This window comes from Corynebacterium yudongzhengii, from assembly GCF_003065405.1.
In the GTDB taxonomy this organism is placed as follows: Bacteria; Actinomycetota; Actinomycetes; order Mycobacteriales; family Mycobacteriaceae; genus Corynebacterium; species Corynebacterium yudongzhengii.
This window is the reverse complement of sequence record NZ_CP026947.1, coordinates 582,209-596,167: the sequence shown is the minus strand read 5'-3', so window position 1 is coordinate 596,167 and position 13,959 is coordinate 582,209. Positions and strand designations below refer to the sequence as shown.

Annotated in this window: 12 protein-coding genes and 1 pseudogene; 7 read left to right on the top strand and 6 right to left on the bottom strand. The window is 63.5% G+C overall.

Annotated elements, in window-relative coordinates; translation table 11 throughout:
* Positions 1 to 23: 23 nt before the first annotated feature.
* Positions 24 to 710: an SOS response-associated peptidase gene (locus C3B44_RS02805; protein ID WP_108431035.1), complete on the bottom strand. Its 687-nt coding sequence runs from the start codon at positions 708 to 710 to the stop codon at positions 24 to 26.
* An 18-nt stretch (positions 711 to 728) separates the two neighbouring features.
* Here C3B44_RS02805 and aroA point away from each other — a divergent pair, with 18 nt between their 5' ends.
* Together aroA and rsgA are read left to right on the top strand one after the other, a co-directional pair.
* Complete coding sequence (aroA, locus tag C3B44_RS02800; protein WP_108431034.1) at positions 729 to 1,991, top strand: 3-phosphoshikimate 1-carboxyvinyltransferase; 1,263 nt, start codon at positions 729 to 731, stop codon at positions 1,989 to 1,991.
* Complete coding sequence (gene rsgA, locus C3B44_RS02795; RefSeq protein WP_108431033.1) at positions 1,984 to 2,988, top strand: ribosome small subunit-dependent GTPase A; 1,005 nt, start codon at positions 1,984 to 1,986, stop codon at positions 2,986 to 2,988. The genes aroA and rsgA overlap by 8 nt, the downstream gene beginning before the upstream one ends.
* A 2-nt stretch (positions 2,989 to 2,990) precedes the next feature.
* Here the strand turns inward: rsgA and C3B44_RS02790 are convergent, their stop codons facing one another.
* Together C3B44_RS02790 and C3B44_RS02785 are read right to left on the bottom strand one after the other, a co-directional pair.
* Complete coding sequence (locus C3B44_RS02790) at positions 2,991 to 3,497, bottom strand: DUF6912 family protein (RefSeq protein ID WP_108431032.1); 507 nt, start codon at positions 3,495 to 3,497, stop codon at positions 2,991 to 2,993.
* A gap of 4 nt (positions 3,498 to 3,501) precedes the next feature.
* A complete protein-coding gene (locus C3B44_RS02785) occupies positions 3,502 to 3,912 on the bottom strand; it encodes an HAD-IA family hydrolase (RefSeq protein WP_108431031.1) in 411 nt (136 codons plus the stop codon).
* Between the two features lie 119 nt (positions 3,913 to 4,031).
* On the opposite strand from C3B44_RS02785, the gene C3B44_RS11595 reads away from it, so the two are divergent.
* A complete protein-coding gene (locus tag C3B44_RS11595) occupies positions 4,032 to 4,475 on the top strand; it encodes a hypothetical protein (protein ID WP_158268669.1) in 444 nt (147 codons plus the stop codon).
* Here C3B44_RS11595 and secA read toward each other — a convergent pair.
* Both secA and C3B44_RS02770 read right to left on the bottom strand, forming a co-directional pair.
* Positions 4,472 to 7,033: a preprotein translocase subunit SecA gene (secA, locus tag C3B44_RS02775; protein ID WP_108431029.1), complete on the bottom strand. Its 2,562-nt coding sequence runs from the start codon at positions 7,031 to 7,033 to the stop codon at positions 4,472 to 4,474. The two genes, C3B44_RS11595 and secA, sit on opposite strands and share 4 nt — an antisense overlap.
* 72 nt (positions 7,034 to 7,105) lie before the next feature.
* Positions 7,106 to 8,623 carry a PucR family transcriptional regulator gene (locus C3B44_RS02770; protein WP_108431028.1) on the bottom strand — a complete coding sequence of 506 codons (1,518 nt, stop codon included), beginning with the start codon at positions 8,621 to 8,623 and terminating at the stop codon, positions 7,106 to 7,108.
* 167 nt (positions 8,624 to 8,790) lie between these two features.
* On the opposite strand from C3B44_RS02770, the pseudogene gabT reads away from it, so the two are divergent.
* From gabT to C3B44_RS02750, 4 genes and pseudogenes are all read left to right on the top strand, one after another.
* Positions 8,791 to 10,118: pseudogene (gabT, locus tag C3B44_RS02765) on the top strand (4-aminobutyrate--2-oxoglutarate transaminase).
* A 199-nt stretch (positions 10,119 to 10,317) separates the two neighbouring features.
* Positions 10,318 to 10,767, top strand: coding sequence for a class Ib ribonucleoside-diphosphate reductase assembly flavoprotein NrdI (gene nrdI / locus C3B44_RS02760; protein ID WP_242979247.1), 450 nt, complete (start codon positions 10,318 to 10,320; stop codon positions 10,765 to 10,767).
* Positions 10,764 to 11,792 carry a class 1b ribonucleoside-diphosphate reductase subunit beta gene (nrdF, locus tag C3B44_RS02755; protein ID WP_108431026.1) on the top strand — a complete coding sequence of 343 codons (1,029 nt, stop codon included), beginning with the start codon at positions 10,764 to 10,766 and terminating at the stop codon, positions 11,790 to 11,792. The genes nrdI and nrdF overlap by 4 nt, the downstream gene beginning before the upstream one ends.
* 55 nt (positions 11,793 to 11,847) lie before the next feature.
* Positions 11,848 to 12,423 (top strand): NADPH-dependent FMN reductase, encoded by a 576-nt coding sequence (locus C3B44_RS02750; RefSeq protein WP_108431025.1) that lies wholly within the window; start codon positions 11,848 to 11,850, stop codon positions 12,421 to 12,423.
* Here the strand turns inward: C3B44_RS02750 and C3B44_RS02745 are convergent.
* Positions 12,418 to 13,578 (bottom strand): aminotransferase class I/II-fold pyridoxal phosphate-dependent enzyme, encoded by a 1,161-nt coding sequence (locus C3B44_RS02745; RefSeq protein WP_108431024.1) that lies wholly within the window; start codon positions 13,576 to 13,578, stop codon positions 12,418 to 12,420. The two genes, C3B44_RS02750 and C3B44_RS02745, sit on opposite strands and share 6 nt — an antisense overlap.
* Positions 13,579 to 13,959 lie beyond the last annotated feature (381 nt).

The window sequence follows — 13,959 nt, the reverse complement described above, 5'->3', positions numbered from 1 at the left end:
TCATCCCATTGTAGACGGAGCCACTACAGCAGCCGCGACTCGGCGGCGTCCATGAGCCCGGCGTGGTCGTTGCGCACGTTGCCCACCGCGCTGTCGGCTTCCTGCCAGCGCATGCGCTCACGCAGCGAGGTAGGCGCCGACGTCAACAGCTCCCCGGCCTCGTCGGCGTCGCCTTCGCACCACTGCCGGACCTCGGAGGGCTCGAGAAATCGGGGCAGCCGGTGATGCAGCCAATCCATCGGCACCTCCGCAGCCGTGGTGATCATGGTGCACGAGAGCTGATCCAACCCCGTCGAGAACAGCGCTGCCGCCCAGAGCATCTCCCCACCTTCGAGGGAGACGAAGTAGGGCTGTTTCTTGCCGTTCTCGCCGACGTGCCACTCGTAGTAGCCGTCCAAAGGCATCACGCCGCGCTGGGTCTGAAACGCATCCCGAAAGCTCGGTTTCTCGCGCACCGTCTCCGCCCGGGCGTTAAACAGCGGCGGGCCGGAGTCGTCTTTCTTCCAGTGTGGCAGCAGTGCCCAGCGGGCGGGGGTGAAGCGGGCCACGGGCCCGTCGTAAAGCACTAAGCCGACCTGCTGGGTGGGCGCGATGTTATAGCGCTCAGGCGGGGTGCCGTCGGGCGCGTGGGTCTCCTGGACGCCGGGCAGGGCGCCGATTTCGCCGAGGAGTTTCTCTCCGGTGGTAAACATCACGAAGCGTCCGCACATAACCTCTATTATGTACCCATGAACGATTTCTGGCCTGCCCCCACAGTGAAGGACCCGATCAGCCATACACAGCTGGTCCCTGGGTCGAAGTCGATCACCAACCGTGCGCTGGTTATCGCCGCCGCGGCCGCGACACCATCGACCATTAGCGGTGCCCTCATCTCCCGTGACACCGAGCTCATGGCCGCTGCGCTGCGCACCTTAGGCATCGGGGTGGAGATCGACGGGCACAACATCTCCGTCATCCCCGCCGCCTGCCTGAGCCCCGGCGCGATCGAGTGCGGCCTTGCCGGCACCGTCATGCGTTTCGTGCCGCCGCTGGCCGCACTTGCCGACGGCGAGGTCTCCTTCACCGGCGACCCCCAGGCATCGAAGCGGCCGATGTCGGGAACCCTCGAGGGCCTGCGCGCGCTCGGGGTTCGTGTCGAGGGAGACGCCCTCCCCTTCACCCTCCACGGCACGGGTCACGTCGCGGGCGGCGCCATCGAGATCGACGCCTCCGGGTCCTCGCAGTTCATCTCCGGGCTGCTGATGGCCGGTTCGCGTTATGACTCGGGCCTGAGCATCACCCACCGCGGCGAGGGGCTGCCGAGCGCCCCGCACATCGAGATGACCGTCGACATGCTGCGCAGCGCCGGCGTGCAGGTCTACGCCGAGGACGGCAGCTGGCATGTCAGCCCCGGCGAGTACGACGGCCGCGACTGGGTCATCGAGCCGGATCTGTCGAACGCCACCCCGTTCCTCGCCGCGGCGGTGGTCACCGCCGGCACCGTCACCGTGCCGAACTGGCCGGAGCAGACGACCCAGCCGGGCGATGAGATCCGCAGCATCTTGGAGCGCATGGGCGCACAAGTTTCGCTTGCCGACGGCTACCTCACCGTCACCGGCCCAGATCCGGATCAGTTGCGCGGCATCGATATCGACATGGGCGATATCGGCGAGCTCACCCCCACCGTCGCAGCTTTGGCGGCCCTGGCGAACAGCGAGTCGCACCTGCGCGGTATCGGGCATCTGCGCGGGCACGAAACCGATAGGCTCGCCGCGCTGAGCGCCGAGATCTCGCGTTTGGGCGGCGACATCAGCGCCGACGAGGATTCCCTCCACATCCGCCCGGCCTTCCTGCACGGCGGAGAGTGGTATTCCTATAACGATCACCGCATGGCCACCGCGGGCGCGATCCTGGGGCTGCGGGTAGAGGGTGTGGGGATCGAGAACATCGCCACCACCTCTAAGACCCTGCCCGGTTTCGCCGAGATGTGGCTGGAGATGCTGCATGGCTAGGCGCCACTGGGACGAATCGGATGTGAAGATCCGTCCCGGCAAAGGCTCCCGCCCGCGCACGAAGGATCGCCCGAAGCACAAGGATGCGAAGTTCGGGATGGTCATCACGAAAGACCGCGGCCGCTGGGGCGTGGTCCTCGACGGCCGCGAGGACGCCATCGTGTGCATGCGCGCCCGCGAGCTCGGGCGCACCGCGATCGAGGTGGGCGATCGCGTCGGGGTCGTCGGCGATACCTCCGGCAACCCCGGCACGTTGGCGCGCATCGTGAAACTCGCCGAGCGCACCTCGGTGCTGCGCCGCACCGCCGATGACACGGATGCGTATGAGCGCATTGTCGTCGCCAACGCCGAGCAGCTGCTCATCGTCTCCGCTGTCGCCGATCCCCCGCCGCGCGCCGGTTTCGTGGAGCGAGCGCTGGTGGCGGCGTTCGTCGGCAATGTGCGCCCGGTGCTGTGCCTCACCAAATCCGACCTGGCCGATCCCACGCCCTTCGCCGAGGAGTTCGCGGACCTCGAGGTCCCGGTGATCATCGCGGGTATCAATGACGATCTCGCGGAGGTCGAAAAGCTTGTCGACGGCCACGTCACCGCCCTCATCGGCCACTCCGGGGTAGGCAAGTCCACGCTGGTCAACCGGCTGGTTCCGGAGGCGAACCGGGAAACCGGCGAGGTCTCGGGCGTGGGCAAGGGTCGACACACCTCGACCCAGTCGGTGGCGCTGCGGCTGCCGCCGCCGGCGAGCGGGTGGATCATCGACACCCCCGGCATCCGGTCTTTCGGGCTGGCGCACGTGGACGCCGATACCGTCATCGGTGCCTTCGAGGACCTCGAGGAGGCCACCGAAGACTGCCCGCGCGGCTGCTCCCACGTCGGCCCGCCGGCGGATCCGGAGTGCGCGCTCGACGAGATCGACCCGGATTCCGCCACCGGCCGGCGCGTGGTGGCGGTGCGCAAGCTGTTGGAGGCGCTGCGCTCCAACAACGAGTGGGAGATGTAAAGCTAGAGCAGGTCGATGAGCACGGGCAGCTCGGAGGGGTCGTAGAAGGCCAAGAAGTTGTCCTGGGCGTCGCCGACGATAAGCGCGGCGTCCTCATCGCCCAGATCGGAGGCGTCGATCGCCTCGATGGCCTTCGCGGTGGCCTCCTCGGATTCCTCGATGTCGATGTGGATCGCGGCGACGTCCGCGAGCGCGATCTCGGCCGGCGAGAGCTTGACCACCGATTCGATCATGTCCGGGTTCGGGGTGGCCTGGGCATCCTTCACATCCGCCGAGATGACCACGCGGCGGTGCGGGAACTGCTCCTCGTCGCCTACGGCGAGCAGGCGCAGCGAGGCCTCGGCGGCGTTGTCGAAGGCGACGGCCTCCATCTCCTCCTCGCTGCCGGAGTGGTAGAACTCGCGCAGCGAGGGCGTCACAGCGAACGCCCAGCCGCTGCGGGCGGTGAACACCTCGTCATCGCGGAGGGCCGCAAGCATCCCGAACGTTGCGGGCAGATAGACGCGCATGGCTCTAGAACTCGCCGTCGATGTCGAAGATCGTCTGGATCTCGACGGTGGTGCGGTCGAACGCGGTGTGCAGGATGCCCACCATCCCGTACTCGACGGCGGCGCGGACGTTGTAGATGCCGTCGTCGACCATGACGCAGTCGCTCAGCGGCAGCCCGAGGGCGTCCGCGGCGGCTTGGAAGGCGGCGCGATCCGGCTTGTCGGCGCCCACCTCGCCGGAGAGCACGGCGGCGTCGACGATGCCGCGGTACTCCCACTCGCGGATCGGCTCGGCCTCTGGGCCGCCGGGGTCGTTGGAGAGGATCGCCACGGCGATGTCCTTCGCCTTGACCTCCTTAAGCAGGCGCTGCCAGCGCTTCTGGTCCTCTTCGGGGCCGTCGAGCACACCGACGTAGTCGACGATCAAACCTTGCATCTAAGTAATCCCTTTCGTCGCTTTCAGGCACAGCCTCGTTATCCGTGGAACAATGGTACCTACCCCCTCAAGCATCTGCCCCCTTCGTTGCTCTATCACGCCAAGGGAGGCATTGATTCATGCTCCAACCGATCCCGGGGACCGCCTGGCTCATGGCGCTGCAACCCCGGCCTTCTCCCCCGCCGCGTCGGCGGGTGGCGCGGCCGTCGACAAGCGAGCTGGAACGCCCGCACGTGGCGCTCATCCGTGTCTGCCTCGAGGTGGCCTGCTGCATGCGCCCGCTGGAGCACCTGGACGCGCGGCGTTTTGCGGGGCCGGTGCGCCGGCACGCGCAAGCTTTTCGACGCCGCCGCGTTCTCGCCGGGCCGGTGCGCATCCGTTCGGCCTATGCGCAGCAGGTCGCCGAAATCCCGCCCGATGAGGAGGAAGACGCCGCGCCCACCTGCGACTACGAGGTCTTCGGCACCGCGCTGTGCGCCGGGCAGACCTTCGCGTTCACCGGCCGGCTGCGCGGCGGGAGGCTCTATCGGCTGCTGGCCTTGCAGATCCTGCCGCGCGCCTAGGCCTGCTCGACGGGCGCGGAGGCCTGCTCGCTCTGGTCTTCCTGCTTCTCGAACTGCTTGCGCAGCAGGAAGAGTTGGCGGACGGTTTCCTCCTTGACGGCGTCATTCATGGCGTTGAACAGATCGCCGCCTTCCTTCTGGTACTCGACGAGCGGGTCGCGCTGCGCCATGGCGCGCAGGCCGATGCCCTCCTTGAGGTAGTCCATCTCGTAGAGGTGCTCGCGCCACTTGGTGTCGATGATCGGCAGGATCACCATGCGCTCGACGTTGCGCATCTGCTTCTCGCCGCCGATGGCGCTGACCTGCTCCTCGAGGCGGTCGTAGGCGGCGTGCGCGTCGTCCTTGAGCGCCTGGGCGAGCTGGCTGTCGGTGAGCTCGCCGGCGGTGCCGTAGTCCTCGGAGTCGATGAGCTCCTGGGGGCTGACCGTCGGGCCGTAGAGCTGGTCGAGGGCCTGCCAGAGGCTGTCGAGGTCCCAGTCCTCGACGTAGCCGACGGCGGTGGCGCCGTCGACATAGGCGTCGATGGTCTGGTCGATCATGCGACGCACGTTGTCCTTGAGGTCCGCGGATTCGAGGATGGAGCGGCGCTCGCCGTAGACGACCTTGCGCTGCTCGTTGAGCACCTCGTCGTACTTGAGCACGTTCTTACGCATCTCGTAGTTCTGGCTCTCGACCTGCGACTGCGCGCCCTTGATCGAGTTGGAGACCATCTTCGACTCGATGGGCACGTCATCCGGGACGTTGAGGCGGTTCATCATCTGCTCCATCGACTGGCCGACGAAACGCACCATCAGCTCGTCGCGCATGGAGAGATAGAAGCGGGTCTCGCCGGCATCGCCCTGGCGACCCGAACGGCCGCGCAGCTGGTTGTCGATACGCCGTGACTCGTGGCGCTCCGTACCCAGCACGTAGAGGCCGCCGGCCTCGCGCGCTTCGTCGCCACGCTTCTTCGAGCGCTCCTTGGCGATGGGCAGCTGCTCATCCCAGGCCTCCTGGTAGCGCTCCTCGTCCTCGAAGGGATCCAGTCCCTGCTCCTTGAGCTTGGCATCCAGAAGGACCTCGGGGTTGCCGCCCAGGACGATGTCGGTGCCGCGGCCGGCCATGTTGGTGGCGACGGTCACCGCGCCCGGCAGCCCGGCCGAGGCGATGATGCGGCCCTCTTCCTCGTGGTGCTTCGCGTTGAGCGCCTTGTGGTCGACGCCGCGCTTGGTCAGCAGGTTGGAGAGGTATTCCGAGCGCTCGACGGAGGTGGTGCCGACGAGCACCGGCTGGCCCTTCTCGACGTGCTCGGCGATGTCATCGACCACCGCGGAGAACTTCGCCTCCTGGGTCTTGTAGATGATGTCCGGGTGGTCGATGCGCTGGTTCGGACGGTTGGTCGGGATGGCGACGACATCGAGGCCATAAATGCCGTTGAGCTCGGCGGCCTCGGTCTCGGCGGTACCGGTCATGCCCGCCAGCTTGTCGTACATGCGGAAGTAGTTCTGCAGGGTCACCGACGCGAGCGTCTGGTTCTCCTTCTTGATCTCCACGCCCTCTTTGGCCTCGATGGCCTGGTGCATGCCCTCGTTGTAGCGGCGGCCCTTGAGGATGCGGCCGGTAAAGCCGTCGACGATCTGGACCTCGCCGTCGCGGACGATGTAGTCCTTGTCGCGGGTAAACAGCTCCTTCGCCTTCAGCGCGTTGTTGAGGTAAGACACGAGCTGCGAGTGCTCCGGGGCATAGAGGTTGTCGATGCCGAGCTGGTCCTCGACGAACTCGACGCCCTCCTCGGTCACGCCGACGGTGCGCTTACGGGTATCGACCTCATAGTGCTGGCCCTGGCGCAGACGCGGCGCGAGCTTGGCGAAGACGTGGAAGAACTGCGACGAGCCGTCCACCGGCCCGGAGATGATCAAGGGGGTGCGGGCTTCGTCGATAAGAATCGAGTCCACCTCGTCGACGATGGCGTAGTGATGCCCCCGCTGGACGATATCCTTCAGGCTGCGGGTCATGTTGTCGCGCAGGTAGTCGAAGCCCAGCTCGTTGTTCGTGCCGTAGGTGATGTCGGCGGCGTAGGCCTTCTTGCGCTCGGCCGGGCGCATCTCCGGGTTGATGACGCCCACCTCGAGGCCCAACCAGCGGTGGACACGGCCCATCATCTCGGCGTCACGCTTCGCGAGGTAATCATTCACCGTCACGATGTGCACGCCCTTGCCCGCCAGTGCGTTGAGATACGCCGGCAACACCGACGTCAGGGTCTTACCCTCACCGGTTTTCATCTCCGCGACGGAACCGAAGTGCAACGCGGCGCCACCCATGACCTGAACTTTGAAGTGCTTCTGGCCGAGCACACGCCACGACGCCTCCCGCGCCGTAGCGAAAGCGTCCAGCAGGATGTCGTTGAGGCCGTCGCCATCGGCAAGACGGGCGCGGAACTCTTCGGTCTTCGCCTTGAGGTCGGCATCGGAGAGCTCCGCGTACTCGTCCTCCAGCTCCAAGACCTGTTCGGCCATCTTGTCGTAGCGTTTGACCGTGCGGCCTTCACCGACACGGAGCAGCTTGGAAAGTCCAAACACGGGCTAATAGTCCTTCTCGCACGCGATTACACATTTGTTCAACCGGCCATTGTACGCACTGAATCGACGCCGTCATCCACCCGGCGCGGTTGTCACAGGCAGTTCGTAGCTCGAGGACAGTTGGGGCGTGGGTGGTGGGCAACCCAACCTGATGATCAAGAGCTCTGCTGTGACGACGGGGTTGGTGAGGTCGAGTTCTAAGATCCGCTGGATGATATCAAGTCTCCTACGTACGGTCTTGCGGGGAAGCTGCAGTTTCTCGGCGGTGTGACTGATGTTACTGCCGTTGCGTAAGAAAGAGTCGAGCGTGTGCGCGAGTTCTGGCTTCCGGCTCAGACGACCCCAGGTGTCGCGCTCTCGCTCACCCAAGAGGCGCTTGACCTCGGGGTTTTCCGCCCACGAAAGAGCGCAGGCTTCTGGACCGACGATCGTTCCTACCGCAAGGCCGGCAGCAGTTCTTTCCAGCGCGGAGATTTTGTCTTGGCCGAGAAGCTCCCAGTGAATGGGGGCGCCCATGGCGATCCGGGTATCCGATTTAGTGGGTTCGAGAAGCTGCGCAATCTCTTGGGCAGGCTGGGATCCTCGAAACAAGACTACTGAGTGCCGGTGGCTCAGCCGGAGGTGGAACAGTGTGTGCCCCAGCCGATCGAGGGCCCTATCCAAGTTGTTGATTGTTTTATCGATCGCAGCTTTCTGCTCGGCAACGATGAGTACGGGCCGGACCAGCCCAGATGTGTCGCTGAACTGCTGGAAAACTCTTTCTACCGCCGCAGAAGAATGGGACAGATCCAACTGGACGGCTAGGGCCAGAGAGTTCAGTTCCTGATGCGCGCGGCGATAGGTTGTCGGGCGCTTGAGGGACACCGCGGCGAGCCCTGCACAGTGACGCAGCAGGGCTAAGTCGTTGCTATCCAGGTGCTGTAGAGATAGAGCGATGAGCCCGTGATTGAGCTCCCCTTCCCCACCCATTTGATAGGCGACGAGGTTGAAATCACCGAGGTGTGTCGCGCGCCCGAATCCTTTGTCGCGCACGATCTGGTGCAGACCGTCACGGTTGACGGGCGGCAGATCTGGTTTCCAGGCCGCCGCTGAGAGCCGCCCGTCGTTGTGAGATAAGACGACGTGAGCGTTGAGACAGTGACCGCTTTCTCGTAGTAAGCCATCGAGCCCGTCACGCTCGGCGGCTGTATTCAGTCTCTTCTGGTTCTCCAGCAGTCTCTCGCGCTGATAGTTTCGCCGACGCTCTATCTCCTGCTGCACCTTGTTAATAAGAGAGACGAAGAGAACCGGACGGGGAACGACGAACAGGGATATCCCCGCCGTGTCGGCCGCTTCGATGAGGGGCGTGGGGACCTGATCGAACGCGAGGCCGACGCCAAACCCGATCCCCACCGCTCCCGCGGCGGCTACCCTATCCACGTACGGGGCGAAAGACTCGGGAGAGCCCTGAAAGGCGATTCCGGTCAGCAGCACAATTGAGTTCTGTTTGAGGAACTCTGTCGGGTCGGGCAACTCCGTGGGGTGAATGAGGGAAAAGTCTTTTTCCGCATCGAAGATAACCTCTAGGCTGAGATCCTTCTGGGCCGCCAACCAGCGAATACTGAAGGAGTTAATCTACGATTCTTCGGATGCAGGCTTCGGCATGGAGACTCCACTCTGGACATTCTGTTTCTCAGCTTTCCCCACTATGGCAGTATTCTAGCTCACAATAATGGCGCGATAATGACCTGCATCAACCCATGATCGAAGGAGTGACGATGCAGACTATCCCCGCCCACCTTCCCCAGCGCCGGTCCATCACTACCGCAATCCCCGGCCCGAAATCTGCCCGCCTCGACGAAAAGCGCCGCGAGAACTGTGCCGCCGGCATGAGCCCCGGACTTCCCGCCTACATCGAAGATGCCGACGGCGGCATCTACCTCGACGTCGATGGCAATAGCTTCATCGACTTCACGACGGGCATCGGCGTCACCACGGTCGGCGCATCGAATGAGGCGGTGCGCGAAGCGGTCACGGAAGCAGCTCAGCGTTTCACCCACACGTGCTTCTTTAGCGCCCCGTACCAGGGTTTCGTGGATGTATGCAAGAAGCTGAACGAGATCACGCCGGGCGATCACGCAAAGAAGACGCCCCTGTTTTCCACGGGCGCGGAAGCCGTCGAAAACGCGGTCAAGATTGCGCGGCACTACACCCGCCGCAACCGAGTGGTGGTCTTTGATTCCGCGTTCCACGGGCGGACCAACCTGACCATGGCGATGACTGCGAAGAACGCCCCGTACAAGGCCGGGTTCGGCACCCTCGCTTCCGATGTCTACCGCGTACCCGGTTCCTACCCACTCTGCGACGGGCTCACCGGTCCGGAGGCGGCGCGGCGAACGATCCGCTACATCGAGCAGCAGGTCGGCACGGAAGATCTCGCCTGCCTTGTTATCGAGCCGATTCAGGGAGAAGGTGGCTTCATCGTTCCCGCAGAGGGGTTCCTTCCGGCGCTGCAGAAGTGGTGCAACAACAACGGCATCGTTTTCGTCGCCGACGAGATCCAAGCCGGTATCGCTCGTTCTGGACAGTGGTTTGCCTCCAATCACGAGGGCCTAGTCCCCGATCTGGTCACCACCGCCAAGGGGCTCGCCGGCGGTATGCCCCTATCCGCGGTCACCGGCCGCCAGGAGATCATGGATAGTCCCGGCCCTGGTTCTCTGGGCGGCACCTACGCCGGAAACCCGATCTCCTGTGCCGCCGCCCTCGCCGCACTGGATCAGGTGGAAAAGCTCAAGCTCGCCGAACGTGCACGCGATATCGAAGAGGTCATCCGCGAAGAGCTTGCCGAAGCAGTTGCGAGCGAGCGTGTAGCCGAGATTCGTGGCCGCGGCGGAATGATCGCACTCGAAATCGTCGACGCCGACGGTCGACCAGATCCAAAACCACCGCGGCCATCGCCACCGCGTGCAAGCACGCTGGGGTCGCGATCCTCACTTGCGGCATGGACGGCAATGTCATCCGCTTGCTACCGCCGCTGGTCATCGATGGGGCGCTGCTTCGCGACGGCCTGCAGATCCTCAACAAGAACATCGTGGAGGCAGATTGAGCAGACTGACGCATTGAAACTATGCAACGGCATAGTAGATCTCGACATTCGCTTTAAGTTCATTGTGTTGAACTTTTCTTTTCAGCATTACTAAACTTTTGCTAGGGTGAGGGCACCAGCCTTTAACAAGACCTTCCGGAAGGAGGATCAATCGATGGGTGCCCCAAACCCGCGGGCCCCGGGCTCGCGCTACGAGACCGTGACCGTTGACGCCGAAGATTCTGCCCCGGTGGTGTTTTTCTCGTCAGTGTCGGAGAACACGAGGCGTTTCGTCGATAAGCTTCACCTCCCCGCCCTGCGCATCCCCCTCCGCCCGGCCCGCGAGGGGATGATCCGGGTGTGCCGTCCGTACGTCCTTTTTGCGCCCACTTATGGCGGCGGTAAGCGGGCCGCGGCGGTGCCGAAGCAGGTCGTCCATTTCCTTAACGACCCCGTCAATCGGGGGCTTCTCCGCGGTGTCATTCCGTCGGGAAACAGGAACTTCGGCGTGGATTATTGCCGAGCGGGTCCGATCATTTCCCGCAAGTGCGGTGTGCCGGAGCTTCATCGCTATGAGCTCATCGGCACCAGTCTGGACGTCTCGCGCGTTCGAGACATTATGACTTCATTTTTAACCGAAACATCGTCTCTTCCCCTAGGGGCACCATGATTGAGAAACTTGCCGAATCAACACCCATTCGCGCGGCGACGGTAACTCCCCCGCGCTACCGTGTGGACCGCTCCGCGAGGCTGCGGCCGATCGACTGGAACAAGCCCATCGACGAGAAAGACCTCGAGGTATGGCACCGCCTCACGGCGAACTTTTGGCTGCCGGAGAAGGTTCCGCTGGCCAATGACCTGTCGTCGTGGAACTCTCTCAGCCAGCAGGAAAAGGACACCACCCTCCGGGTGTTTACGGGGCTGACGATGCTCGATACGCTGCAGGCTTCCGTGGGCGAGATCAGCCAGATCCAGGATGCCAAGACCGAGCACGAGGAGGCGATCTACACCAACATCGCCTTCATGCAGGCCGTTCACGCCAGAAGCTACTCATCGATTTTCTCGACGCTGTCGAACAGCGCGGACATCAATAAGGCCTACCGGTGGGTCATCAACAACGACATCGCGCAGAAGCGCTGCTCGCTTGCGCTCGAGCATTACTACGGCGACGACCCACTCAAGCGCAAAGCGACCGCGACTCTGGTGTCATCGCTGTTGCTCTACCCCGGTTTCTACCTGCCTTTGCATTGGGCGGCGCGCGGCAAACTCATGAACACCTCGGACATGATCCGGCTCATCCTGCGCGACAAAGCAGTGCACGGCTACTACTCCGGATACAAATACCAGCGCGGGCTGGAGAGACAGTCCGCGGGGCGCCAGGAAGAGATGCGGCGCTTCGTCCAGGACATCAGCGACGAGTTCTACGAACTCGAGGTGGCCTACACCAAGGAGGTCTACGCGCCACTGGGGCTTGACGACGACGCTATCCGCTTCGTCCGCTACAACTGCAACAAGGCGTTCATGAACTTGGGCTACGAGGAAAAGTTCTCACTCGAAGACGCGGTGGTCAAACCCGAGATCCTCGCAGCCCTCGCCCCAGATTCGACCGAGACCCACGACTTCTTCTCCGGTTCCGGCTCCTCCTATGTCATGGGCGTAGCCGAAGACACCGATGACAGCGACTGGGATTTTTAGGTACCGGGGCTTTCTCTGCACACACTTTTTGCACATACTTCACCGAAAGGAAACCATGACTTATAACGTCTCCGTGCTCGTAGGCAGCCTGCGCCGGGAGTCCTATGCGCGCAAAATAGCTTTGAGCTGCCTGGACTACTTCCCGGATGCCATCGACGCGAAGATCGTCGAGATCGGCCACCTGCCGCTGTACAACTTCGACTACGACGATCCTTCCGTCACGGACGTTTCCACTCCCGATTCCTATACGCAGTTTCGGGCCACAATCAAAAACTCTGACGGGGTTCTCTTCGTCACCTCTGAGAACAACCGGACCATCCCCGCCTACCTCAAAAACGCCATTGACATCGGCTCCAAGCCCAACTCTGACGTCGCATGGAAGGGGCTGCCGGCGGGCATCATCAGCCACTCCGTCGGCCGCATGGGCGGCTATTCCTCTCAGAAGAATCTCCGCCTCGCACTGTCTTACTTCGACATGCCGACTCTCGGTCAGCCGGAGATCTTCCTCGGCCAATCGCCGACTTTGATCGACAAGGATCGCCTGGCCCCGGAGCGCACCGTCGCATTCGTTCGCGACTACATCACGCGCTTCAGCGAGCTCGTGACGACGACTGCCGGTTCGCGGTTATGAGTGGATGAGGCCGTCTAGTGCGTTCGCAAGCGAGTCAATGTGGGCAGCGGTGTGTGTCGCCATGAGCGTGACCCTGAGGATCGCGCGGTTGCGGGCGACCGTGGGGTAGCGAATAGCCGGAACGAAAAATCCCTGCTCACGAAGGCTTTCTGAGACTGCTACGGCGTGCTCCTCACCCCCGATGGGAATGGGAAAGATCGGGGTCTCCCACGTCTTCCACCCCAGCCGATGAGACAGGTGATCTATATTCGCGCGGAGAGCTCCTAGCGGGCTGGCGCTACCGGCGATGATGTCGAGGGCCTCCGCAATGGCGGCACAGGTGGCTGGCGCGGGCGAGGTGGAATACACATAGGAGCGCGCCTTCTGGCGAAGGAGCTCGGTTAGCGCCGGAGAGCCGGCGACTACTGCCCCTTCTGCCCCGAGGGCCTTCGAGGCAGTCGCCACCAACACATCGGGGGCGTCGTTGTGGAGCTGGAAGTGCTCGACGATGCCACGTCCCGACGCACCCAGGGTTCCGGTGCCGTGGGCGTCATCGACCATCACGGCAGCCTCGTGGGCACGGCAGATCGCCATCAGCTCGGGTAGCGCAGCGACGGTGCCGTCCATGGAGAACAGGCCATCGCTTACCACTAAGCAGTTGCGGTCATGGTGTTTGTCGAGCACGCGCTCGAGCGCGCCCATGTCTCGGTGGGGATAGACTTCTACCGCCGCGCCCTGGGCTTTCGCGAGGCGGCAGCCGTCGATGATGCTGGCGTGGTTGCGTTCATCGGAGACGATCACTGTGCCGGGTCCCGCGAGCGCCTGGAGAGTGCCCGTATTCGCTGCAAAGCCGGAAGAAAACAGCACCGCCTCGGGGTAGCCCAGAAACTCCGCGAACACCCGTTCCACCTCTCGGTGCGCACTGGTTGTCCCCGTGGTCAGGCGCGATCCCCCGGAACCGGCACCGAAGAAGGCTCCGGCGCGGGACGCCGCCTCTATGACACGTGGGTGCTGTGCCAACCCCAGATAGTTCGAGGAGCTGAAAAGCACCATGGTGCGGGAATCAATCACCGCCTCGGGGGTGGGCGCTGAGGCGAAAGTCGCTGGGATGCGCTCCAGCCCTCGGCGCCTCCAGGAGTTCAGGGATTGTTCTGCGGACGCTTCCAGCCATGTCATGCTTGCATACTAAGCCAATGCTGAACGATGTTTAATTACTGTTGGCGGGGGTTCTGGTGGGAAACCTGCTAGAGGATATGTTTTGGTTCGGGGTCTGCTGGGTTCCTCTTCCGCGCCTTGGTTCTGGGGTGTGCTTTATTAGGGGCTGGCACGCTGCTGTGCGCGTCGACGTTGGAGAGTTTCGGCACCGTATTTTTGTTTTCCGGCCTTGAGAAGCTGTGGCAGGGAACCTGACTAAATGGCCTAGGCCAAGATTATGCCGTGGCATAAACGAAGCACGCGTCGCGCACCCCGTCCACGGGGTGACACCAGGCCATGGAGACGCAACGGCAAACACCATCCAACGTCGATCCCGGTGACGGCGCCGAGCATACGGGAGGC

Excerpts from the sequence above, each read along its gene's own strand:
- C3B44_RS11595 (WP_158268669.1), top strand. The coding sequence starts at position 4,032 with ATGCTCCAACCGATCCCGGGGACCGCCTGGCTCATGGCGCTGCAACCC.
- C3B44_RS02805 (WP_108431035.1), bottom strand. The coding sequence starts at position 710 with ATGTGCGGACGCTTCGTGATGTTTACCACCGGAGAGAAACTCCTCGGC.
- C3B44_RS02750 (WP_108431025.1), top strand. The coding sequence starts at position 11,848 with ATGACTTATAACGTCTCCGTGCTCGTAGGCAGCCTGCGCCGGGAGTCC.
- aroA (WP_108431034.1), top strand. The coding sequence starts at position 729 with ATGAACGATTTCTGGCCTGCCCCCACAGTGAAGGACCCGATCAGCCAT.
- C3B44_RS02745 (WP_108431024.1), bottom strand. The coding sequence starts at position 13,578 with ATGACATGGCTGGAAGCGTCCGCAGAACAATCCCTGAACTCCTGGAGG.
- rsgA (WP_108431033.1), top strand. The coding sequence starts at position 1,984 with ATGGCTAGGCGCCACTGGGACGAATCGGATGTGAAGATCCGTCCCGGC.
- C3B44_RS02790 (WP_108431032.1), bottom strand. The coding sequence starts at position 3,497 with ATGCGCGTCTATCTGCCCGCAACGTTCGGGATGCTTGCGGCCCTCCGC.
- nrdF (WP_108431026.1), top strand. The coding sequence starts at position 10,764 with ATGATTGAGAAACTTGCCGAATCAACACCCATTCGCGCGGCGACGGTA.
- C3B44_RS02785 (WP_108431031.1), bottom strand. The coding sequence starts at position 3,912 with ATGCAAGGTTTGATCGTCGACTACGTCGGTGTGCTCGACGGCCCCGAA.